Source organism: Sporolactobacillus sp. THM19-2 (assembly GCF_004153195.1).
GTDB lineage: Bacteria > Bacillota > Bacilli > Bacillales > Sporolactobacillaceae > Sporolactobacillus.
On sequence record NZ_SEMC01000001.1, the window covers coordinates 383,912 to 406,615 of the forward strand.

The following is a 22,704-nucleotide window of genomic DNA, read 5'->3' on the forward strand; positions in this document are numbered from 1 at the left end:
ATAAGCACAACCCGGGTCAGCCGCTGCCTGACGCCCTGCTATGAGAAAGTATCCGAAAAATGAACCTCTTATGGGCATAGTGCCTTGCCGGCCGGCAGACTTTTCTTCACAGGGGGGGATTATGTGAAGCAATCAACTGAAAAAGCGTTGAAACTGATAAGAGCGGAAAAATTTGCTGAAGCTGCCGGTGTGCTGGATCGGGCCATATCGGCGGAACCGGATGATCCGGAAGGGTATATCCTTTTTGGGAATATGCTGATTACGGCCGGACAGCCGGCGCGATCAGAGGCTTTTTTCAAAAAAGCGCTGATGCTGGACGCTGCCAGCGCGGAGGCACAGTTCGGGTATGGCAACGCGCTTTCAGAATCTGGAGCGTATGAAAAAGCGCTCGATCATTTTGAGAAGGCGCAGGTAAATGGCATGAACAGCGGCAACCTGTTTTATATGATCGGGCTTTGTGCCATGCATCTTGATCGTGCCGGGCAGGCACTGGCCTCCTTCCAGCGTGCGGTCGAGCTTGATGACCGGGACACCAGTGCACGTTTTCAATATGGCCTGATGCTGGCCAAATTTGGTCAGCTCGCTCCGGCTGAAGAACAGTTCAAAAAGGTGCTGACTCTGGTGCCCCGGCATGCCGACGCTCACTATAATCTGGGCGTGATTGCAATGTATCATCATGATCCGGCAGGTGCACGCTTGCATTTTAAGCGGGCACTCCGGCAGAATCCCAAACATTTGCTTGCCGCCCATGGGATCGAGCAGCTGAAAAAGAAATTTCCGGAAAGAAGCGAAAAATAAGCAGAGAAAGGATGGCGGGGGAAATGGAACAGACTTCTCTTCATTTATTTTCTGACGGGATTTCCATTAAAGGTGAGCCTGTACGGATTGTTTTTCAGAACAGTGATAATGGCTATACGGTTATGATTGTTCGAATAATAGAATCAGATGAGCCGATTCAGGGAAAAGAGATTACAGTGGTTGGCTATTTTCCCTCTGTCCATCTGCAGGAAACCTATCAGTTTTCCGGACGGCTGAAAACGCATCCCAGATACGGGCAGCAGTATGAGGCAGTCAGCTATCATAAAGTACTCCCGCAATCCCGTACGGGGATCATTCAGTATTTGTCAGGGGATCTTTTTCCGGGGATCGGTAAGAAAACGGCTGAAGCCATTGTCAGGACGGTTGGTGACCATGCGATAACGAAGATTCTTAATGATCCCGCCTGTCTGCAGGAAGTGCCGAAACTCGACCCTGACAAGGCAAAATTTATTGCTGACACGCTCATTAAAAATGAAGGTCTGGAAAAGATCATGATCGGGCTGTCGGATTTCGGGTTTGGTTCGCAGCTGGCGGCTAAAATTTATCAGACATACGGGGATCTGGCACTCGAGACGATTCGTGATAATCCGTACCAGCTGATCCAGGATATAGAAGGGATTGGTTTTCAGCGGGCGGATGAACTGGCTTCTGCTCTCGGGATCACCGGCAACAGCCCGGAAAGAATACAGGCAGCGATTCTTTACTGGCTGAACGAGTGTGCCATGAATGACGGTCATGTTTTTATGCTTCATGATGAAGTGATTGAAGCCGCCAAAAAACTGCTTTCAACTCCGGACTTGGACATAACCGATGACGACATAACCCGGGAAATGGATCAGCTGGAAGATGATGGGGAAATTGTCCGTGAGGGTAACGATGTTTATCTGCCGGAACTGTACTATGCAGAGAAGGGCATTGTGACCAGTATTCAAAGACTGACGGAGGGCTCCGAGGAAGAGGAGTACTCCGAAGCTGAATTTATGGAAGCGCTCGGAAAAGTGGAGGACAGGTTGTCGATGCAGTATGCCGACAGTCAGCAGAAGGCGATCCGCCAGGCGATCCGGTCGCCTCTGATGGTTCTGACAGGGGGCCCGGGGACGGGGAAAACCACCGTCATTCACGGTATTGTGGAGGTCTATGCGGAGCTGAACAGTCTTTCACTTGAAGTGAAAGATTACGACAGTGAACACCCTTACCCCATTCTGCTCGTTGCCCCTACCGGACGGGCAGCCAAACGAATGAAAGAGTCTACGGGACTTCCGGCCGTGACCATACACCGATTGCTCGGATGGACGGGAGGAGCAAATTATGCACATGATCAGGATGATCCGGTTGAGGGCAAACTGATCATTGTTGATGAAATGTCGATGGTAGACATCTGGCTTGCCAATCAGCTGCTCAAATCGCTTCCTGATGACATGAAAATGGTGATTGTAGGCGATGAAGATCAGCTGCCATCAGTCGGCCCGGGTCAGGTACTGGCGGATCTGATCCAGTCCGGCGTCATACCGGTTGTCCGGCTGACGGATATTTTCCGGCAGGCTAAAGGCTCCTCAATTATCGAACTGGCTCACCAAATAAAAGAGGGACAGTTAAAGGATCTTACAGCTAAACGTGATGACCGGCGATTTTTCCATTGCCATCAGGCACAGGTCACCGAAGCCGTCTGCCAGATTGCAAAAGGCGCAGAGAAGAAGGGTTATCAGCCGAAGGACATCCAGGTTCTTGCACCCATATACCGCGGCAATGCCGGAATAGAGAAACTGAACGAAAGACTGCAGGAACTTTTTAATCCGCCTTCTGATCAGAAACGCGGTCTGACGTTCGGTGATCACATATTCCGGGTTCATGATAAAGTGCTGCAGCTGATGAATAATCCGGATGACCAGGTTTTTAACGGCGATATTGGTGAGATTATATCGATACTCCGGGCAAAAGAGACGACAGATAACGAAGACACCGTCATCGTTTCTTTTGACGGTATTGAAGTCAAATATCTCCGGCATGATTTAAATCAACTGACACTTGCTTATTGCTGTTCCATACATAAAGCCCAGGGCAGCGAATTTCCGATTGTCATTCTTCCGGTGGTTAAGGGCTATCACCGGATGCTGAAACGCAATCTGATTTATACGGCTGTCACACGCAGCAAAGAGTATCTGATGATCTGCGGTAATGAGGAAGCGATCAGGACTGCTGTCCAGCGTAACGATGTCGACCGGCGCCACTCCAATCTGGCTGCTAAACTTCGTGAGCGGATGAGCCTGCCCGATGCCGGGCCACTCTCTCTTTCTGATGACAGCTGAGAAAAGTGAGATGTCAGAGGTATAAAATTCATAAAATCTGGACATGGATGCGAGTAACTGCAGCGGATAAATGTCCTGTGTCATTTATCCGTATCTGATGAGGTGAAAGTAGATGAAATGTCCGAATTGTGCAAGCAAAAATATAGGTAAACTGAGTGCAAAGGATTATTACTGCTGGAATTGTTTTATTGAATTATCATTGGAGGACGGGAGACTGTTACTCAGTCAGGTGGAAGAGGATGGAAGTCTGACAACACTCGACGATCTTTTTGACGTGTCTGAACGGGAAGCTAAAGCGAACGGTTTCTGATTGTCCGGAGTATCCCGTGATCACATGATTTGAACAGGTGTGGGCAAGACTAGGCATGGAGGGATGATCATGCTTAAATGGCCTGCACTTAAGTGGATGAAAGCTTTAACTATTCTTCTGCTGCTTTTTCTCAATGGCTATCTCTTTTACAGGCTGCTGCCGCTTCTCGGTACGGTGCTTCACTTCTTCCTGAGGGTCGCTTTTCCATTTGCTGTTGCCGGAATTATTGCCTATCTGCTGCATCCCTTAATCAAAAGACTCAGTGTGATGGGTGTCCCGCGCACGATTGCCATTCTCGGTGTCTATGTGCTTTTTTTCAGTATGGCCGGTCTCCTGCTGTTCAAAGGTGGTCCGGCGTTTATCCACGAGTTGCGCGGCTTGAATGACGAGTTCGTCCGCTATCAGAAAATGTATCAGTCTCAGGTTGATCACGTTTACGGGTCAACACCCGAAGCGGTGCATGACCAGGTGAATAAAGCCCTTGCACGTATACAGCATGCCACCGGAAGATTTGCAGACAGGCTGATGGACTGGTGTACCGGTTTTATCCAGTCGCTGTTCACTTTGATTATCATTCCGTTTCTTGCCTTTTATTTTCTCAAGGATTCAGAGAAAATTAAGCGGGGAGCACTTCATCTGATTCCACGAAAGTGGCGGAATCAGTGGACCGGGCTATTCACGGAAATGGACCAGTCAATCGGCTTGTACATACGCGGACAGCTGACCGTCTGTGCGATTCTTGCTGTTTTGGCTTCAATCGGGTTGTGGATTCTGAAAGTCCGTTATCCAATCGTGTTTGGCGTGTTTATCGGGCTGACAGATCTGATTCCTTATTTTGGGCCGCTGATCGGTGCAGCTCCGGCTGTTCTGATGGCGGCCACGCAGTCCTTCTATGCAGTGATCGGCGTTGTCCTGATGATATTTCTGATTCAGTTTCTCGAGGGAAATGTGATTGAGCCGCTCGTTGTCGGTAAAAGTGTGGATATCCATCCGCTGTATATCATGCTGTCGCTCGGTGTCGGCGGGGAGATTGCAGGGATCGTCGGGATGTTGCTTGCTATCCCCTGTTTTATCGTGATTCGTATAGGTTTCATTCATATGAAAAAGAGATTACGTGTGATTGACAAATAAGAGAAAGTTCATCTATAATAGCGAAAGAAAAATGAAAATGAGACGAAAAGAATAGCGACAGGGCATGGAGCTGCCTGAACAGTAAGGTGAATGGGCTTAATGATTTGTAAGTAAACAATCGATACCCTTCATTGATTTTCTCTCACATGAGCTGCTTGAGCTGTGAGGCTGCAACCGAAAGATGCGAAGTCAGCTTTTCTTATGCGGTACGGATGCTGCGTGTATGTGGGGAGCTTTCGTCCTTTCAGGCATGATAGGATGGAAGCTTTTTTTGTTCCACTATAAGAAAAAAAGTATAAAATTGGATTATAGTGTGGCCGGCCGGCGTCAGTTTTTCTTTAAACGCCCCGGTATAAGTCACCATTTAAATGAACAGGTCTTATTTTGATCATTGTGAGTGGAGGTTCTTATCATGAAACAACTCAGTTCATCTGAGGTCAGGCAAATGTTTTTAGATTTTTTTCGTGGAAAGGGTCATTCGGTTGAGCCGAGTGCTTCACTGATTCCGGTTGATGATCCTTCCCTGCTTTGGATAAACAGCGGGGTTGCTACGCTGAAAAAATATTTTGATGGACGGATTGTGCCGAAAAATCCGCGCATCTGCAACGCTCAGAAAGCGATTCGTACGAATGATATTGAAAATGTCGGTTATACGGCACGCCATCATACGTTTTTTGAAATGCTGGGCAACTTTTCGGTAGGCGATTACTTTAAAAAAGAAGCCATAACCTGGGCATGGGAATTTCTGACCAGTCCGGACTGGATCGGTTTTGATCCGGACAGGCTGTCTGTCACTATTTATCCAAAAGATGATGAGGCGTACCAGCTGTGGCATGAAAAAATTGGCCTCCCGGAGGAACGGATTATTAAGCTGGAACACAATTTCTGGGATATCGGAGAAGGACCCAGCGGACCGAATACAGAAATATTCTATGACCGCGGTGAGGCGTTCGGTAACGATCCGAATGATCCGGAACTGTTCCCCGGCGGAGAAAATGAGCGTTATCTCGAAGTCTGGAATCTCGTCTTTTCTCAATTTAACCATAATCCTGACGGAACACATACGCCGCTGCCGAAAAAGAACATTGATACCGGTTTGGGGCTGGAGCGTATGGTCAGCGTCATTCAGGGCGGTGAGACCAATTTCGATACGGATCTTTTTCTTCCGATTATCCATAAAATTGAGGAGATCTCAGGCAAAACATATAAAAAGGGCAGGAAAAACACACCGTTCAAAGTTATCGCTGATCACGTACGTGCGGTGTCCTTTGCCATTGCCGACGGGGCTCTTCCCTCGAATGAAGGACGCGGTTATGTTCTGCGCCGGCTGATCCGGCGCGCGGTCCGCTATGCCATGGATCTCGGGATCAATAAACCGTTCATGTATGAACTCGTACCGGTTGTTGCCGACATTATGAAAGACTATTACAAAGAGGTTCTGGAGAAGGCCCCGTATGTCCAGAAAATCATTTACGGTGAAGAGAAACGCTTCCAGGAGACCATCCATGACGGAATAGCCATTCTTCGCCGGCAGATCAGTGAGGTAAAAGCAAAAGGCGGGTCAGAACTGTCCGGAGAAGACGTGTTCAAACTGTATGACACGTTCGGTTTCCCTGTCGAACTGACCGGGGAATATGCGAAAAAAGACGGCCTTTCCATTGATCAGAAAGGTTTTGAAGCAGAACTGGAAAAACAGAGAGAACGGGCAAGAACTGCACGAAAAGACCAGAAGTCGATGCACGTGCAAAGTGCAACACTGCGCAATGTGACCGTAAAAAGTACGTTCGTCGGATATGACCGGTTTACTGTAGAGGACGCAAAGGTTCTGGCTCTGGTCAACGATCATGAAGCAGTGGAAAATGCATCTGAGGGACAAAAAATCCGGCTGATCCTTGATCGCACCCCTTTCTATGCCGAGATGGGCGGACAGGTTGCCGATCAGGGGACACTGAAGGGTGATACCGCTCTTCTTCGTGTCACCGATGTGCAACAAGCTCCGAACGGTCAGAATCTGCATTCATGTATTGTGGTAAACGGAGAAATTCATATCGGGGACCGTGTGAAAGCACAGATCGACGGTCACGCCAGGCTTGCCATTCAAAAAAATCATACGGCCACTCATCTGCTCGATCAGGCCCTGAAAGATGTACTGGGACCGCATGTCAATCAGGCCGGATCTTATGTATCGGCGGACCGGCTTCGTTTTGACTTTTCTCACTACGGACAGGTGACAGAAGCTGAACTTCATAAGGTAGAACGGACAATTAATGAGAAAATCTGGGCGCAGCTTCCTGTGACGACGAAGGAAATGCCGATTGACGAAGCAAAGAAATCAGGTGCAGTCGCTTTATTCGGTGAAAAATACGGTAAAATCGTTCGTGTTGTCAATGTTGGTGACTACAGCCTTGAACTCTGCGGCGGCTGCCATGTTCGGAACACGGCTGAGCTTGGCCTCTTTACAATTGTTTCCGAAGCCGGTATTGGTGCAGGGACACGTCGCATTGAAGCCTTAACAGGGGAAAAAGCCTATGAAAAAATGAATCAGGAAAAACAGGAACTGGTAAACCTTGCACGCAGCCTGAAAGTAACAGCTGATCAGCTTCCTGAAAAAATAGGTGCCCTGCAGCTGCAAATTAAGGCGCTTGAAAAAGATAACACGGCTTTGATGGCAAAACTCGGGAATGCGAAGGCCGCAGAATTAGAGAAATCCATCCGGAAAGTCGGTAATATTTCTTACCTTGCGGCAAAAGTGGACGCAATGGATATGAATCAGTTAAGGACAATGGCTGATGATTTGAAAAATCATTTCAGGTCGCTTATTGTTGTCCTGGCCTCTGTTGAGGACGGAAAGGTTCATCTTGTTTCCGGTGTCACGAAAGACCTGATCTCGAAAGGGTTCCACGCCGGCAAAATTATTAAGGAAGTGGCTTCTGTCTGCGGTGGTGGCGGAGGCGGCCGCCCGGATATGGCACAGGCCGGTGGACGCCAGCCGGAAAAAGTAGGAAAAGCGCTCGACAGTGTAGCGGACTTCATTAAAGAAACAGCTGTCGGCTGATTTACTGGCCAGACTACAGCGCGTATGGAATGGGGATGATGAAAATGGATGAAACGATGAAATTCAATTTTGGTGATAAGGACAGGCATAACGTACGCCAGGTGCTTTTTCAGGTATATGATGCTCTGGAGGAGAAGGGATATAACCCGATCAACCAGATTGTCGGCTATCTGATATCCGGCGATCCAGCATACATTCCCCGCCATAAAGATGCAAGAAAGCTAATCAGGCGGATCGAGCGTGATGAGATCATTGAGGAACTGGTAACGGATTACCTCAGGAAAAAGTGGGACAAAGAATGAGAGTGATGGGACTTGATTTCGGATCGGTAACGGTTGGCGTCTCGGTCAGTGACCCGACAGGTCTGACAGCTCAGGGTATTGAAACCATCCGTTATGTGGAACATAGAAAAGATCTGATGTTTCAGCGTATCGGTGAATTGATCAATACATTCGGTGTGGAATCGATTGTCGTCGGACTGCCAAAGGATCTGATTGGGACGGAAACCTGTCGGGCGGAGGCTTCAAGAGCTTTTGCCAGAAGCCTGCGCCGGAAGTTCCGTCTTCCGGTGGTCATGTGGGATGAGCGACTGACAACGATGGCTGCTGAGCGCATTCTGATTCAGGCCGATCTCAGCCGGAAAAAGCGGAAGAAGGTCATTGATAAAGAAGCAGCCGTGCTGATTCTGCAAAGTTATTTAGATAAAAAAAGAATGGAGACAGAAAAAGATGAGTGATCCCGGTCATTACCCGATCATACAGCCAAGCGGGGACGAAGGGGAACGGATTGTGATTCCGGAGCCAGACGGAAGTGAGAATCTGTTCGATGTATTATTTTATTTTGACGTTCCTGAGACAGATAAATCTTATGTTGTTGTCACACCGTCGGAAGAGGCAGATGAGGACGCAGATGAAGAAGACGTTTTTGCTTTCCGTTATGAGGGAGAGGACGATGACTTCAAACTTTTCCCGATCGAGACAGATGAGGAATGGGATGTTGTTGAAGAAATGATCAATACGTTCAGCGATGAAGAAGATGTATGAACGGGCAGCCCCTGTGGAATGCGGGGGTTTTTATATTGAACCCGTGAAGCGGCTTAATCCGTTAATGAAGCACAAAATTTGACGAAACATAGTGTATAATGGTTGGGGTACTCTAGAAAGGAGCGTCTCGAACAGTGAATAAAAAAACAGGCTGGAAATGGTGGACAGGCGTTGCCGTCTGTCTGCTTATCCTGCTGGCATTTGCCGTCTGGGGAGCTTTCGGTTATTATCAGCATCTGCTGAGCCCGGCAGACCCGCAAAATAAAAATCCGGTAGCGGTAACCATACCGTCAGGCAGCTCAGTAAGTGACATCGGCCGGATTCTCGAAAAAAAAGGACTGGTTCAGAAAGCCTGGGCGTTTGAATTCTATGCCAAATGGAACCATCTGAATACCTATAAGTCAGGTACTTATACCTTTAATCGCGCCATGTCGGTCAACAATCTGATGGACAGCCTTGAAAAGGGGAGACATCATGATCTTGTTTATCTTATTGATGTCCGTCAGGGCATGTGGATCAGTGAAATCGCTGACCGGATGGCGAAAGTATCAGGTCTGAAAAAATCAGAGATTCTCAATGATCTTAGAAATCCTGATTACGTGAAGTCACATTACATGGAACGATTCCCTTTTCTCACAGAGGAAATTCTGAAACGCGGAAACATCTATCCGCTGGAAGGATATCTTGCACCCGGGGTCTATCGGTTCAAGAAAACAAAGAAACCACTGACTCTTGATCAGATGATTGATCCGATGCTTGAGGAGACAGGGAAAACAGCTGAAAGATACGAAAGTCAGATAAAAAAGGGGCAGCTCGGATCCTTACACAAAGTTCTGACACTGGCATCACTTGTTGAGCAGGAAGCACCGGGTGAACAGGACAGAAGGAAAATTGCAGGTGTTTTCTATAACCGTCTGAATAAGAATATGAGGCTGGAATCTGATACAACGGTGATCTACGGCAGGCAGAAAAGAAGTCGCGATTATTCGTTAAAAGATATTCGTCAGGATAACGCTTTTAATACGTACACAAGAACCGGATTACCGGTGGGTCCAATCGGCAGCCCGGCAACGAATGCGATAGAGGCCGTGCTGAATCCGGTTAAATCCGATAATCTGTTTTTCTATGCGCGGCCCAATGGTAAGATTTATTATTCAAAGTCGTTTGCCGGACATCAGAAAATAGTCGATAAATATCGTCAGGAATGGGCAAAAGAGCAGCCCTGATAAAGAGGAGCGCAGGTCATTGATCGATTTCAGTAAATTATCTGATTATGCTGCTTCATTCACCCAATCTGAGAATGATCTGCTAAGGCGGATGGAGAAGAAGGCACATGAGATCTATATTCCCATTATGCATCCGGCTGCCATGGCTTTTCTTCAGCAGGTGATACGCTGGAAAAACCCGAAGCATATACTGGAACTGGGTACGGCGATCGGTTATTCGTCGATCAGGATGCGCCTTGCAGCAGGCGCTGATGTCGATATTTCTTCCGTTGAACGCGACAGAGATATGATAAGGGAGGCAAAAGAAAACATCAGATCAATGGGGTTTGAGTCCTCCATCCATGTTATTGAAGGGGATGCCACCCGTGAACTTCCTGAAGTGCGGCAGGCAGCCCCATTCGATCTGATTCTTTTCGACGCGGCTAAGGCACAGTATGAACATCTGTTTCCCGTATACGCCGATTTATTGTCTGATGATGGGATTATTATCACGGACAATGTCCTGTTTCATGGCCTGGTCTGTGATATAGAAGGCATTAAGAAAAAACAGCTGCGCAGGCTCGTTGAAAAAGTAGACAGTTATAATCACTTTCTGGTCAGGCAGCAGGGTTTTGATACGATTTTCCTTACTGTTGGAGACGGGCTTGCCGTAAGCACGAAAAAGAGTAGTAAGTGAAAGTGGAGGAGCGTTCAACGTGACCAGAGAAAAACCAATTGTGATCGGAGTTGCAGGAGGCTCCGGATCAGGAAAAACAACTGTTACCCGAGAAATTTCACGTTATTTTCCTGATAAGTCTATTGCGGTGATTCAACAGGATTCATATTATAAAGCGCAGGATGATAAACCTCTGGAAGAACGCCTGCTGACAAATTATGATCATCCGCTGGCCTTTGATACGGATCTTTTGATTGATCAAGTGAAGGAGCTGCTGCGGTTTCATCCGATAAAAAAACCAGTATATGACTATACAGTACATACAAGATCTGATAAAATTGTACCCGTCGAACCAAAGGATGTAATCATCCTGGAAGGAATCCTGATCCTCCAGGAAAAACGGCTTCGGGATTTGATGGATATCAAAGTATTTGTGGATACGGATTCAGATCTTCGTATTATTCGCCGGCTGCTTCGTGATACACAGGAAAGAGGCAGAAGTGTCGAGTCGGTGATTAATCAATATCTTACCGCTGTCCGGCCGATGCATCGTCAGTTCTGTGAACCTACGAAGGTCTTTGCGGATATTATTATTCCCGAGGGTGGCAGTAATACAGTCGCCATTGATTTAATGGCGACAAAGATCAAGGCTGTTCTGGAAGACAGGGGCAGATGCCTGAATGATTAGGTATCTGTAATCTTCCGGAATGGCCGCTTTCAATACAGTATATAGATAAATGGATAAATTTTTTTAGGAGTGTGGGTAATCCATGGCAGAGAAACTTCATTATATGACAGCTGAAGGAAAGGCTAAGCTGGAGTCGGAATTACAATATCTGAAGACGGAAAAACGTAAAGAGGTTGTTGAAAGAATAAAGATCGCACGCGGTTTCGGAGATCTCTCTGAAAATTCCGAGTACGATGCTGCAAAAGATGAACAGGCTTTTGTTGAGGCGCGTATTCTGCAGCTTGAACAGATGATACGTAATTCCGTAATTATTGAAGATGATGAAACGACAGATGTTGTTAAAATCGGCAAGTCCGTGACGTTCAAAGAACTTCCGGATGGCGATGAAGAAACCTATCAGATTGTCGGCAGTGCTGAATCTGATCCGTTTGCAGGAAAGATTTCGAATGATTCGCCAATGGCTAAAGGACTGATTGGTCTTTCTGTCGGGGAAGAAGTGAATGTCAATACACCTGGCGGCGATATCCGTGTGAAAATCTTAAAGGTTGAATAACGGATAAAATGGGGCTGCTGTCCTGACGTAAATCGCGGCTTATTCGTGGTGGATTTATACTATGTACCGACAGGACACGTTATCTCTTCCGAAGGTTATATCATGTGATTTTGTCATGTGTTGAAAGGGAGGATACCTGAATGATGAGAAACCATCGGGGAAAAGGATACTCATCCCGCTATGAGCGGCGTAAAAGCAAAACCGATCGGATCCTGAACTGGAGCATCGGAATTGTGTCCCTGCTTATCCTGGCTGTTGGATGTATTATTCTTATTTCAGTATTCAATACATCGGCAGACCGGCCGGCGGCAAAACCAGCCGGTCAGTCGGAAAATCAGGGAGTCTCCTTATCAGAAAACCAGGCGGGCAGTTCTTCCGAATCTTCTTCAACGGACGGCTCATCAGCGGCTGATTCATCAGCGGAATCTGATGAATCAGGGCAGGTGCCAAATGATGAATCAGCCAGTTCCGCTTCGGGTGAAAGCAGTTCTTCGTCATCATCCGCGGGATCCGGTGAAAGCCATCAGGCGTCCTATGAAATTGGCTCTGCAGACTGGAATGCCCAGGTGGCGGCGATCTCTGCAGCAACAGGGATAGAATCAGGTAATATGACGATTCACTGGCTGGGCAATGGAGGTTCACCAAACAGTTCTCTGGCACGTGTGTCTCCCAAAAATGAACAGGGGTCGATCTATGTCGTTCATCTCGTGTATCAGGATGGAAAATGGCAGGCGGACGATTTGAAAAAGCCCGGTGAATAAAGCGGTTAAGTATTTGTATAGGTACCTGTCCCGGTCCGGTATTCTGGATCGGGTTTCTTTTCTCTGGTGATTGATTGGCACGATGAATTGTGTTACCTTTAAACCAATTAATCATACCTTTAATATATGAATAGTGTAACTCAGCAAGATGAATATAATGGAGTGAATATAAATGGGACGCGAATTTATTCAGGCGTTTAATAAATGGGCGGTTGATTATGACCGCTCGGTTGCCGGCGGTCTTCCGGAGTATCACGAAGTCTTCCAGAACTACCCTGAAATTCTTGAAGCAGTCGCAGGACAGGCCAGAGGCACTGTTTTGGAATTTGGTGTCGGAACAGGCAATCTGACCGGCAAACTGCTTGAGAAGGGTCTGGAAGTTTATGGCATAGAGCCTTCACAAAAAATGAGGGAGAAAGCAAAAGAAAAACTGCCGAATATCAATTTATCAGATGGAGATTTCATTGATTTTACGCCACCGGATGTACCCATTAACAGTATTGTCAGTTCGTATGCTTTTCATCACCTGAACCATCAGGAAAAATCGGTTGCTCTTGAAAAATATCGAACGCTGTTAACCCCGCAGGGCAGAATCGTTTTTGCAGATACGCTGTTCGGAAGTGAAATGGAGCGTAAAAGAATCGAGCTGGAGGCAAAGCGGAAGGGCTATTATAATCTGCTTAAGGATCTCCGCACTGAATATTATCCGCTGCGAAAAGAATTGTATGAGATGTTTCGGATGAATCATTTTGTTCCCTATTTTAAACAAATGAATGAATTTGTCTGGATGATTCTTGCGATAAAAGAAGATTAAATCGGAGGTATATTGATGAGACTGGGATTGATCGGAGCAATGGAAGAGGAAATCCATATCCTTAAAAGCAAAATGGACCAGCCAAAGGAGACGGAGATCGCACATTCCCGGTTTTTCTCCGGGAAACTGGCAGGGATCGAGACGGTATTACTGCAGTCCGGGATTGGCAAAGTTAATGCATCAATCGGAACAACACTTTTGATTGATCATTTTCACCCGGATGCAGTGATCAATACAGGATCTGCAGGTGGTACGGATGCGGCCCTGGATATTGGCGATGTTGTGATTTCCTCCAGGGTTATTCACCATGATGCGGATGCAACGGCATTTGGCTATCAGTATGGTCAGATCCCCGGTATGCCCCCTGCTTTTATACCAGACGGGCACTTGTCGGAAATGGCAACAGATGCAGCCCAAAAAGTGATCACCGGACACAGAACGGTCCATGGCGTAATTGGAAGCGGAGATTCATTTATGTCCGATTCAGATCGAATCGATGCATTGAAGCACCTGCTGCCGGAGCTGAAGGCGGTTGAGATGGAAGCTGCTGCTATTGCTCAGGTCTGTTACCAGTTTGGCGTTCCTTTTCTCATTGTCAGAGCACTGTCTGATATTGCCGGAAAGCAATCGGAAATTTCATTTGATCAATTTCTTGAAAAAGCGGCAAAAAACTCGGCTGAGTTTGTACTTGCACTGCTTAAGGAGATGGAAACACATGGATAAACAGGATATAGTGCCTGACATGTCAGGTGGACGTGCTGGCGCCGTCAGCTTTAAACGCTTTGTATATTTTTCCGAGGCAGATGTCTGTTGCAGCACCGACTGATGTCTTCTGAAAAAAATATATGGGGGGAATCTTGATGGCATTATATCAAAATGTTCATGAACTGGTGGGAAAGACGCCGCTGATTGAACTGCACGGCTTTCCTGTTCCTGAGGGTGTTCATCTTTATGCGAAATGCGAATATTTCAATCCAGGCGGCAGTGTGAAAGACAGGCTCGGTGAACACTTTGTCAATCAAGCGCTGTCTGCCGGAAAACTGAAGCCCGGCGGCACATTGATCGAACCGACTGCAGGAAATACGGGTATCGGCCTTGCCGTTGCAGCGGTCGGGAAAGGGATTCACGTCATTTTCTGTGTACCCGAAAAGTTCAGCATGGAGAAGCAGACGCTGATGAAAGCTCTCGGAGCCAAAGTGATACACACGCCCACCGGTCAGGGGATGACCGGAGCTGTGGCAAAGGCAAAGCAGCTCGTCTCCGAAATTCCCGGCAGTTATTGCCCAAATCAGTTTGAAAATGAAGAGAATCCGAATGCCTATATTCATACACTCGGACCGGAGATATGGGAAGACACTAAGGGTAAGGTTAACATTTTTGTTGCAGGGGCCGGAACCGGCGGGACTTTCACCGGGACTGCATCGTATTTGAAAAAAAGAAATGCTCAGATCAAAACCGTAGTGGTCGAACCCGTTGGCTCCATTTTAAACGGCGGGAAGCCAGCTGAGCATCGGATTGAGGGCATCGGCATGGAATTTATACCTTCATTCGTCAATACGGGCTTATTTGATGCGATTCATACGGTCAGTGATGATGATGCGTTTCGCAGACTGAAAGAAGTGGCCTCACGCGAAGGGCTTCTTGTCGGCAGCTCATCAGGCGCCGCCCTGCATGCTGCGCTGATTGAAGCTTCTTCTGCAAAGCCGGGTACCCATATCGTCGTTGTTTTCCCGGATTCAAGTGAACGTTATTTAAGTGAAGGTATTTACGGATCATAAGACACAAAACGGACGAAAAGGAGAGACATCCATTGAAACCAAAGACGAAAGTGATTCATGCTGGTGCTTTCGGAGATCCCTTTACAGGTGCGGTCTCTGTTCCAATATATCAGACGAGTACGTATAAACAGGAAGCTGTCGGAAAAACAAAAGGTTATGATTATTCACGGACGGTCAACCCGACCCGCAGCGCCCTGGAGGAACTGATCAAGTCTCTTGAATTCGGAAAAGCCGGCTTTGCCTTCGGATCAGGAATGGCTGCCATTTCATCGGTACTGATGCTGCTTAACAGCGGTGACCATGTGGTGATCACCGATGATGTGTATGGTGGGACATTTCGGGTGATTGACAAGGTGTTCAAGCGTCTGGGTATAACTGCTTCCTTTGTGGATACCAGCAATCCGGAGAAGGTGGAAGCTGCCATCACAGAAAAGACAAAAGCGATTTATCTGGAAACTCCGACTAATCCACTGCTGAAGATCACAGACATTGCAGCAACAGCAAAACAGGCACATGAACACGGGCTGCTGCTGATTGTTGATAATACGTTTGCTACACCGTACTGGCAGCATCCTCTTCTGCTTGGCGCTGATATTGTATTGCACAGTGCGACGAAATATATTGGCGGTCATAGTGATGTTGTAGCCGGACTGGTTGCGGTAAATTCTGATGAGCTGGCTGAAAAAGTTGGGTTTATTCAGAATTCTGTTGGCGCCATTCCCGGACCTCAGGATGCCTGGCTGCTGATCAGAGGCGTAAAGACACTTGCTCTGCGCATGGAACAGATTGAAAATAATGCCCGTCGCATCGCAGCATTTCTTGAAGGTCATAGAAAAGTGCGCAAAGTGTATTATCCGGGTCTTCCCGGTCATCCGGGCCATGAGCTGGCAGAGAAGCAGGCTGATGGATGTGGCGGTATGATTTCTTTTGACGTTGGAAGTGAGGAAAACGCAAATAAGCTGCTCTCACGTGTGCGTTACTTTACATTGGCAGAAAGCCTTGGGGCTGTGGAGAGCCTGATTTCTGTTCCAGCGAAAATGACTCACGCCTCAATTCCGAAGGCGCGTCGTGAAGAGCTGGGCATAACCGATGGACTGATTCGCCTTTCCGTAGGGATAGAAGACGGTGACGACCTGATTGACGATCTGAAGCAGGCCCTGGAATAAATAAATAGGCTATGGGAACTGTCCGGAAATCCGGGCAGTTTTTTTGTCATAAAATACCGTACAAAATCTTTATCTGTCATGATAGAGTAATAGGTACGGAGGGATGGTTATGGAAGATCAGGGGAAACATCTGGATGAGAGAATAGCAGATTGTCGCAGAACAGGGATGCTTTGCCTGTTTATCAGCTTATTTATGTATATCGGTACAGTGATTCCGGACATGTTAGCCGAACCATGGAAAATAGAAGTTCTGATGATAACCAGCTTTTCATTCCTGCTGGCGTCTGTTTTCTTCTACTGGAGGACAACGAAATTAAAGGAAGAGCAGATGGATGATCAGTGAGCGCCCGAAAGAAACTGCCTGCGTGAGGCTTCCTGCGATCTCTAGTTTGTACGTGTAAGGTGATCCATAAGTGAAAAACAGGGCAGCGATGAAAACCGTGCGGACGTGATCATCGCTGCCCTGTTAAAGCTTAAATGTATGTTCGGTTGTGTTTTCTGACCAGCCGGAAACGGCCATCGGGATCAGTACATATCCCGGATCTCAAATGTTGAAAAGTGCCCGCTGTGTTTATAAACCTGCACATCCACATGCCTGACTTTAGAAAACGGGCTTCCTTTTTTTATTTGATTAACAAATGTGTTTACAGCATCCGTTTTTCCTTCTGCTTCAATTTCCACGCTGCCATCATCCCGGTTTCTTACCCATCCGGTAATTTTTAGTTCACGCGCTGTCTGCCAGGTAAAGTATCGAAATCCCACAGCCTGTACCCTACCTTCAACGATGACATGTACATGTTTGGTTTCAGAGTCAGATTCCATCCGTTTCGCTTCCCATCATTCATTTTCTCTGCCCTTAGTGTATCATGGTACCGGGAAAAGAAAAAAGAGAAATGATGTTTCATCAACCTGTGAGAGGTGAAAAATTAACGACCCGGCCTGCGGTATATTTCATAAAAAAGTTTCATCAGCGCTCTTTTTTCAATTCGGGAGACATAACTGCGGGAAATGGACAGTTTTTCTGCGATTTCGCGCTGCGTGAGTTCATCCTGATTATTCAGTCCGAATCTGTCGATGATGACCTCTCTTTCCCGCGTATCCAGTACATCCAGGGCCCCGTAAATTTTTTTTGTTTCCAGAATCAGTGAAATTTCATCGACAATATCTTTGTTTCTCGACTTCAGAATATCGATCAGAGAGATCGCATTTCCTTCCTTATCCTGACCAATCGGGTCATTCAGAGAAACGTCCTTCCGCGTCTTTTTCAGCCCCCGTAAATGCATCAGTATTTCATTTTCTATACATCTGGCGGCAAATGTCGCCAGTTTCGTCCCTTTTCCACTTGAATAACTTTCAATAGCTTTAATCAGCCCGATCGTGCCGATGGATATCAGATCGTCCGTATCTTCTTTGGTATTGTTGAACTTTTTGACAATATGGGCGACAAGGCGGAGATTGTGTTCAATTAATTTGTTGCGTGCGTCCTGATCTCCTTCTGCCATCAGACGCAGATATTCCTGTTCTTCAGAAGGTGACAGGGGTTGCGGGAAAGCATTGTTCTTTACATAAGAAACAAGCAGCAGAATCTGTTTAAACATGCAGGCCATTCCGGTAGCGACTGAAAGCATATTGATCCACTCCCCAGACACATAATGAATGCGTAAGCTGTTATCTTTTAGTTTATGGGCATTCATCATGTCCCGTGCCTGTACCTGGAGACTGACCTGGCTGACAGATTTCTCAGATGCCCAGTCAAAGAAAGTGGCGGAGAATAAAGTATATTGTACTTTCTTTTAAGGAGCTGATAGTAGATGAGTTACTCAGGCGGTTATGGATCAGGATTTGCATTGCTTGTTGTTCTGTTTATTCTGCTAATCATTGTCGGAGCAGCATACGTGTATTAATGTCCGGTCTGGACAGGGGAGTCCCGGGCAGAGCGGACTTCCTTATTAGACCTGGAAAAAACGTCCCTTTTTTAAATAGCCGGATAGCAGGCAGCATCCGGCTGCTTTTTCTGCCATAGAGGGTATCAGATCAGCTGCTGCTGATGCAGGGAGCGATTAAGCTTTCTTCTGGAGATTTCACCTTCGATAAGTTTAATGAACTCATCACTCAAATCATATTTCTTTGCCTTTACATAAGCTTCAACCAACATTTCATCAGAAAGATTTTCCATTTTATCCCTTTATGGGGCACTTCCTTTCCACAAGTTCAAGTCCTCTAGAATTACTCTAGCATGATCTGGTATGATCGACAAACACGCATTTATCCACAGCCAACGGTGGATAAAATGAATGTTTTTTATTACATAGTCCGGAAATCGTACACTTTTTCATGTTACAAATGTGGACAAGGTTATCCACAAAAACAGGTTTGTCGACCAATGTCGAAATATTTATGTTCTTTTGGTCGATGTTCCTGCATAATGAGAGCAGACGTCAGAAGCTGTATTTTTAAAAAATTTGCGGTTGGACTTGGTATAATAGACAACATGTGGGAAAATGTAATCAGAAGCTGAGGTGCTAAGTCATTGCTTAAAAATTTTTTGCCAGACGAACACGTAAATAAAATTTTAGATATAAGTCCGGAGTTATTGATCGCAAAGGGGATCAGAGGTTTGATTACAGATCTGGACAATACGCTCGTTGCCTGGAATGAACCACGAATCACACCGGCATTGATTGAGTGGTTTCATTCGCTTGAGAAAGCCGGTATCATGTCCATGATTGTGTCAAATAACAGTGAACAGCGGGTTCGGACTTTTTCTGATCCGGCAGGTGTGCCCTATATTTATCGCGCTCAGAAACCATTGCCTTATGGATTCCGACGGGCCATCCGTAAAATGAATCTCAATGAAGATCAGGTGGTCGTGGTCGGTGATCAGATTATGACTGATGTATGGGGCGGTAATAAAGTAGGGGCGCATACTATTCTTGTTTCCCCGATTGCGCAGAGTGATGCATGGACAACCCGGTTCAATCGGATACTGGAGCGTTTTATTATGGCCAGAATGCGCCGGCGTGGCTGGCTGAAGTGGGAGGATTGAAGCGAAATGACCGACATCTTTTGTGAAGGCTGTGGCGTGAAAATTCAGACAGAAAACGAGCATGAACCCGGTTATGCCCCTCCTGCGGCACTCGACCGCCAGCCGGTCTATTGCAGACGCTGTTTTCGACTGAGACATTATAACGAAATTGAGGATGTACCCATGAAAGGAGAGAATTTTCTTTCACTTCTCTCGCAAATTGCTTCTGTGGACGCCCTGATTGTGTATCTGATCGATATTTTTGATGTCTCCGGCAGCTGGGTTGATGATCTGACCCGCTTCATCGGGAACAATCCGGTGCTCCTGGTCGGTAATAAAGAAGATCTGCTTCCCAGATCGACGAATCCGAATAAATTGAAAAGCTGGCTGAAACGCTCAGCTAAAGCGAAGGGTATTCATCCGGTGGATGTTCTGCTGATCAGCGCAGTGAAAAACCATGGCATTGATGAAGTCAGCAGCCGTATCGATCATTACAGACGGGGCCGGGATGTTTATATTGTCGGTGCAGCAAATGTGGGTAAATCAACTTTTATTAATCATCTGATCCGGGCAGCTTCCGGCGGGAAATCTGTCATTACGACATCGCATTTTCCAGGAACCACCCTTGATTTTATCGGTATCCCTCTTGACGATGGTCGCGTACTGTATGACACGCCGGGTGTCATTAATCCGCATCAGGCTGCCCATTTTGTCAGTTCCAGTGAATATAAAAAAATCATGCCCAATAAAGAAATCAAACCGAGAGTCTACCAGCTGGGCGAGAATCAGACGCTCTTTCTCGGGGGAATCGGCCGTATCGATTATTCCGGACCAGGCAAAAGATCTCTGATCGTCTATGTGGCAAATGCGCTGCCTGTTCATCGGACAAAGACGGAACATGCGGATGAACTGTATGCCAGTCAATTTGGCAGGATGCTCGCTCCACCGGCAGGAATCACCCAAACATTGAAGTTCATGCAATGCGAGATGAAAACCCGAGACAGGGATACAGATATTGTGTTCTCAGGACTTGGATGGATTTCAGTAAAGGGGGAGGGCGCCATCATTTCAGCCCGGGCGCCTGAAGGAATAGACATCTCGATGCGATCCTCCATCATCAAAGGGTAAATTGAAAGGGAAGGGAATTTAACGTAAGTATGCTGACTGGAAAACAAATCAAGTATTTAAAAAAATTGGCTCATCCGCTTAAACCAGTCTTTCAGATTGGGAAATCCGGATTACAGGATCAGCTTTATCATGAATTAAGTGCTGTTCTGGAAAAAAGAGAATTAATTAAAGTCTCTTTGCTCCAGAATACTTTTGAAGACGTCCGAGAGGCTGGCACGCTCTGTGCGAAGAAGACGGAATCGGAACTGGTTCAGGTGATCGGACACACTTTTGTTTTATACAGGGAATCGGAAAAACACAGACGGATTGAACTTCCGGAAAGACGGGGAAGAAAACAGGGATGAAGAGAATAGGACTGCTTGGGGGCACCTTTGATCCGCCGCATCTGGCCCATCTCCTGATTGCCGAAGAAGCCATGGAATCCTGTGCACTTGATGAAGTCTGGTTCATGCCCAGTTACCGGCCCCCTCATATTCAGGGTAAAACAGCCCATACCGATGCGAATGATCGTGTCGAGATGGTCAGGCGGGCAATCAGGAGTAACGCCCATTTCAAATGCTCGCTGGTCGAAATAAAGAGAAAGGGACTTTCTTATACCGTAGACACATTACGGGAACTGAAAGCAAACGAACCTGACAATAAATTTTATTTTATACTGGGAGCAGATATGGTCGATGATCTGCCTCTGTGGCACGGAATAGAAGAATTGCGCAGACTGACTTCTTTTATCGGTTTCCGGCGAAAGGGTTACGCAACTGGAAATCCTGCTCATGCAGACGTCACCTATATCGATATGCCTCTGATTGATATCTCATCAAGTATGATCAGGAAAAGGCTGAAGCAGGGACGCTCCTGCCGTTACCTGATGCCTGATGAAGTGATAAAATATATAAAGGAGAGACGGCTTTATGAAGATTGAAGAAGCTCAGAGCACAATCCGGGAAATGCTTCCTGATAAACGTTACAGGCATTCGCTCGGCGTATCCGAAACTGCCGGAAAGCTCGCTGCGAGGTTTGGAGCGGATGTGGATAAAGCACGTCTTGCAGGAATGCTTCATGATATTGTCAAATACTTTCCTGATAAGAAGTTGAAACAGTTGATTGAGCAGCATCCGAATATTTCCAATGAGTATCTCTCGTATTCGAATAATTTATGGCATGCCCCTGCCGGAGCCGCTTATGTTGAGCAAACACTGGGAGTGAAGGACAGGGACATTCTGAACGCAATCATTTATCATACAACCGGGAAGAAAGATATGACCCGTCTGGAAAAAATTATTTTCCTTGCCGACTATATTGAGCCGGGAAGGGATTTTCCGGGTGTTGAGGATGTCCGGAAAGCGGCAGAAAACAGCCTGGATGAAGCAGTCTTTGAAGAACTGTGGAGAACCATCACGCATCTTCTCGATCAACATCAGCGTGTCTACCCAGATACATTTTTCGCATATAATGATCTTGTCGGTTCCCAAAATAATCAATGAGGTGACTTAATGAACAGTGAGGAATTCGTAAAATATCTTGCCGAAGCTGCGGACGATAAAAAAGCTCAGGACCTGATTATGTTAAAAATGACCGGAATTTCTATAATGGCTGATTATTTTATTATTTGCCATGGTAATTCGGAAAAACAGGTACAAGCCATCGCAAATGCGCTGAAAAAGGCTGCGGAGGCTAAAGGTCTGACAGTAAGGCGTATGGAGGGATACGATCAGGCACGCTGGATTCTGATTGATATGGGGGACGTTGTTGCCCATGTCTTTCACAAAGACGAGCGTGACTACTATCAACTGGAAAAATTATGGGGAGATGCCCCTGTTTATACGCTGGAAAAAAAGCCGTTGTAAGCGGCTCTTTCTATGGATTACATCGTATCAAAAAAACTAAGTCTCTGGCTTCGTCAGGGGCTTAGTTTTTTTATCCCGTTTGAACGGGCAGTAAGACCCCACGCGGGGCTGTTCCGTTTACCCTCATGACCCTGAGGTGGGGGTCTTACTGCCCGCAGCAGCCCGATGGGTTCAACGAACAATCAGTGGGGAAAAGAAAACCCCACTGATTGACGTTTCACTTTATATCTAAAACTTGAAACATCAAAAATGGCCTTGACGCCTTGCCAGATAAAGGGGGGGCAAAAATAAAAGCATGAATACCGACAACTCGGTATAATTGAAGTACCAACTCACAATTAATCGAGGCGGATTCATGCTATGAAAAGTATAACACGTAATGATCATCCATCAGCTGGTATT

The 22,704-nt window shown here is 46.6% G+C and carries 28 protein-coding genes; 25 read left to right on the forward strand and 3 right to left on the reverse strand.

The features are described from left to right. Positions 1-123: 123 nt before the first annotated feature. The 18 genes from EWH91_RS01730 (at position 124) to EWH91_RS01815 (ending at position 16,648) form a co-directional block, all read left to right on the forward strand. Positions 124-798 (forward strand): tetratricopeptide repeat protein, encoded by a 675-nt coding sequence (locus EWH91_RS01730; RefSeq protein ID WP_129928281.1) that lies wholly within the window; start codon positions 124-126, stop codon positions 796-798. Between the two features lie 23 nt (positions 799-821). Then, complete coding sequence (recD2, locus tag EWH91_RS01735; RefSeq protein WP_129928282.1) at positions 822-3,125, forward strand: SF1B family DNA helicase RecD2; 2,304 nt, start codon at positions 822-824, stop codon at positions 3,123-3,125. Between the two features lie 112 nt (positions 3,126-3,237). Continuing rightward, positions 3,238-3,435 (forward strand): hypothetical protein, encoded by a 198-nt coding sequence (locus EWH91_RS01740; protein WP_129928283.1) that lies wholly within the window; start codon positions 3,238-3,240, stop codon positions 3,433-3,435. A gap of 69 nt (positions 3,436-3,504) precedes the next feature. Next, positions 3,505-4,566: an AI-2E family transporter gene (locus EWH91_RS01745; protein ID WP_129928284.1), complete on the forward strand. Its 1,062-nt coding sequence runs from the start codon at positions 3,505-3,507 to the stop codon at positions 4,564-4,566. 412 nt (positions 4,567-4,978) lie between these two features. Continuing rightward, entirely contained in the window at positions 4,979-7,621 is a 2,643-nt protein-coding gene (gene alaS / locus EWH91_RS01750; RefSeq protein ID WP_129928285.1) for an alanine--tRNA ligase, read from the forward strand. A 35-nt stretch (positions 7,622-7,656) separates the two neighbouring features. Further along, positions 7,657-7,923 (forward strand): IreB family regulatory phosphoprotein, encoded by a 267-nt coding sequence (locus EWH91_RS01755; RefSeq protein WP_129928286.1) that lies wholly within the window; start codon positions 7,657-7,659, stop codon positions 7,921-7,923. Continuing rightward, positions 7,920-8,357 carry a Holliday junction resolvase RuvX gene (gene ruvX, locus EWH91_RS01760; RefSeq protein WP_129928287.1) on the forward strand — a complete coding sequence of 146 codons (438 nt, stop codon included), beginning with the start codon at positions 7,920-7,922 and terminating at the stop codon, positions 8,355-8,357. The genes EWH91_RS01755 and ruvX overlap by 4 nt, the downstream gene beginning before the upstream one ends. Then, positions 8,350-8,664 (forward strand): DUF1292 domain-containing protein, encoded by a 315-nt coding sequence (locus tag EWH91_RS01765; RefSeq protein WP_129928288.1) that lies wholly within the window; start codon positions 8,350-8,352, stop codon positions 8,662-8,664. Before ruvX ends, EWH91_RS01765 begins: the two co-directional genes overlap by 8 nt. 134 nt (positions 8,665-8,798) lie before the next feature. Beyond that, positions 8,799-9,890, forward strand: a complete 1,092-nt coding sequence (mltG, locus tag EWH91_RS01770) for an endolytic transglycosylase MltG (protein WP_129928289.1) — start codon at positions 8,799-8,801, stop codon at positions 9,888-9,890. Positions 9,891-9,909: 19 nt separating this feature from the next. After that, complete coding sequence (locus EWH91_RS01775; RefSeq protein ID WP_240697221.1) at positions 9,910-10,566, forward strand: O-methyltransferase; 657 nt, start codon at positions 9,910-9,912, stop codon at positions 10,564-10,566. 19 nt (positions 10,567-10,585) lie between these two features. After that, the gene (gene udk, locus EWH91_RS01780; RefSeq protein ID WP_129928290.1) at positions 10,586-11,233 is read left to right on the forward strand and encodes a uridine kinase; all 648 of its coding nucleotides are present in this window, start codon (positions 10,586-10,588) and stop codon (positions 11,231-11,233) included. Positions 11,234-11,315: 82 nt separating this feature from the next. Next, positions 11,316-11,786: a transcription elongation factor GreA gene (gene greA, locus EWH91_RS01785; RefSeq protein WP_129928291.1), complete on the forward strand. Its 471-nt coding sequence runs from the start codon at positions 11,316-11,318 to the stop codon at positions 11,784-11,786. A gap of 140 nt (positions 11,787-11,926) precedes the next feature. After that, positions 11,927-12,547 carry a YrrS family protein gene (locus tag EWH91_RS01790; RefSeq protein WP_240697222.1) on the forward strand — a complete coding sequence of 207 codons (621 nt, stop codon included), beginning with the start codon at positions 11,927-11,929 and terminating at the stop codon, positions 12,545-12,547. Positions 12,548-12,719: 172 nt separating this feature from the next. Next, positions 12,720-13,361, forward strand: coding sequence for a class I SAM-dependent DNA methyltransferase (locus tag EWH91_RS01795; protein ID WP_129928292.1), 642 nt, complete (start codon positions 12,720-12,722; stop codon positions 13,359-13,361). A gap of 15 nt (positions 13,362-13,376) precedes the next feature. Beyond that, positions 13,377-14,084: a 5'-methylthioadenosine/S-adenosylhomocysteine nucleosidase gene (gene mtnN / locus EWH91_RS01800; RefSeq protein WP_129928293.1), complete on the forward strand. Its 708-nt coding sequence runs from the start codon at positions 13,377-13,379 to the stop codon at positions 14,082-14,084. Positions 14,085-14,221: 137 nt separating this feature from the next. Beyond that, positions 14,222-15,139, forward strand: a complete 918-nt coding sequence (locus EWH91_RS01805) for a PLP-dependent cysteine synthase family protein (RefSeq protein ID WP_129928294.1) — start codon at positions 14,222-14,224, stop codon at positions 15,137-15,139. Between the two features lie 32 nt (positions 15,140-15,171). Then, positions 15,172-16,305 carry a bifunctional cystathionine gamma-lyase/homocysteine desulfhydrase gene (locus EWH91_RS01810; protein WP_129928295.1) on the forward strand — a complete coding sequence of 378 codons (1,134 nt, stop codon included), beginning with the start codon at positions 15,172-15,174 and terminating at the stop codon, positions 16,303-16,305. Positions 16,306-16,414: 109 nt separating this feature from the next. Next, positions 16,415-16,648, forward strand: a complete 234-nt coding sequence (locus EWH91_RS01815; protein ID WP_165364208.1) for a YrhC family protein — start codon at positions 16,415-16,417, stop codon at positions 16,646-16,648. Positions 16,649-16,830: 182 nt separating this feature from the next. Here EWH91_RS01815 and EWH91_RS01820 read toward each other — a convergent pair whose 3' ends face one another. Then, positions 16,831-17,127: an acylphosphatase gene (locus EWH91_RS01820; protein WP_129928297.1), complete on the reverse strand. Its 297-nt coding sequence runs from the start codon at positions 17,125-17,127 to the stop codon at positions 16,831-16,833. A gap of 104 nt (positions 17,128-17,231) precedes the next feature. Continuing rightward, complete coding sequence (gene sigK, locus EWH91_RS01825; RefSeq protein ID WP_129928298.1) at positions 17,232-17,933, reverse strand: RNA polymerase sporulation sigma factor SigK; 702 nt, start codon at positions 17,931-17,933, stop codon at positions 17,232-17,234. A 183-nt stretch (positions 17,934-18,116) separates the two neighbouring features. Here sigK and EWH91_RS01830 point away from each other — a divergent pair, with 183 nt between their 5' ends. Continuing rightward, on the forward strand, positions 18,117-18,209 hold the full coding sequence (locus tag EWH91_RS01830; protein ID WP_129928299.1) for a YjcZ family sporulation protein: 93 nt from the start codon (positions 18,117-18,119) through the stop codon (positions 18,207-18,209). A 125-nt stretch (positions 18,210-18,334) separates the two neighbouring features. Here the strand turns inward: EWH91_RS01830 and sda are convergent, their stop codons facing one another. Beyond that, on the reverse strand, positions 18,335-18,481 hold the full coding sequence (sda, locus tag EWH91_RS01835; RefSeq protein ID WP_129928300.1) for a sporulation histidine kinase inhibitor Sda: 147 nt from the start codon (positions 18,479-18,481) through the stop codon (positions 18,335-18,337). A 369-nt stretch (positions 18,482-18,850) separates the two neighbouring features. Between sda and EWH91_RS01840 the strand changes: the two genes are divergently transcribed. The 6 genes from EWH91_RS01840 to rsfS are packed head-to-tail and all read left to right on the forward strand — an operon-like array spanning position 18,851 to position 22,302. Continuing rightward, complete coding sequence (locus tag EWH91_RS01840) at positions 18,851-19,351, forward strand: YqeG family HAD IIIA-type phosphatase (RefSeq protein ID WP_326407513.1); 501 nt, start codon at positions 18,851-18,853, stop codon at positions 19,349-19,351. A 6-nt stretch (positions 19,352-19,357) separates the two neighbouring features. Beyond that, the gene (yqeH, locus tag EWH91_RS01845; RefSeq protein ID WP_129928302.1) at positions 19,358-20,458 is read left to right on the forward strand and encodes a ribosome biogenesis GTPase YqeH; all 1,101 of its coding nucleotides are present in this window, start codon (positions 19,358-19,360) and stop codon (positions 20,456-20,458) included. A gap of 29 nt (positions 20,459-20,487) precedes the next feature. Next, positions 20,488-20,802 carry a ribosome assembly RNA-binding protein YhbY gene (gene yhbY, locus EWH91_RS01850; protein ID WP_129928303.1) on the forward strand — a complete coding sequence of 105 codons (315 nt, stop codon included), beginning with the start codon at positions 20,488-20,490 and terminating at the stop codon, positions 20,800-20,802. Further along, on the forward strand, positions 20,799-21,377 hold the full coding sequence (locus tag EWH91_RS01855; protein WP_129928304.1) for a nicotinate-nucleotide adenylyltransferase: 579 nt from the start codon (positions 20,799-20,801) through the stop codon (positions 21,375-21,377). The genes yhbY and EWH91_RS01855 overlap by 4 nt, the downstream gene beginning before the upstream one ends. After that, the gene (yqeK, locus tag EWH91_RS01860) at positions 21,367-21,939 is read left to right on the forward strand and encodes a bis(5'-nucleosyl)-tetraphosphatase (symmetrical) YqeK (RefSeq protein WP_129928305.1); all 573 of its coding nucleotides are present in this window, start codon (positions 21,367-21,369) and stop codon (positions 21,937-21,939) included. The genes EWH91_RS01855 and yqeK overlap by 11 nt, the downstream gene beginning before the upstream one ends. Positions 21,940-21,948: 9 nt before the next feature. Then, entirely contained in the window at positions 21,949-22,302 is a 354-nt protein-coding gene (gene rsfS, locus EWH91_RS01865; protein ID WP_129928306.1) for a ribosome silencing factor, read from the forward strand. Positions 22,303-22,704: the final 402 nt, after the last annotated feature.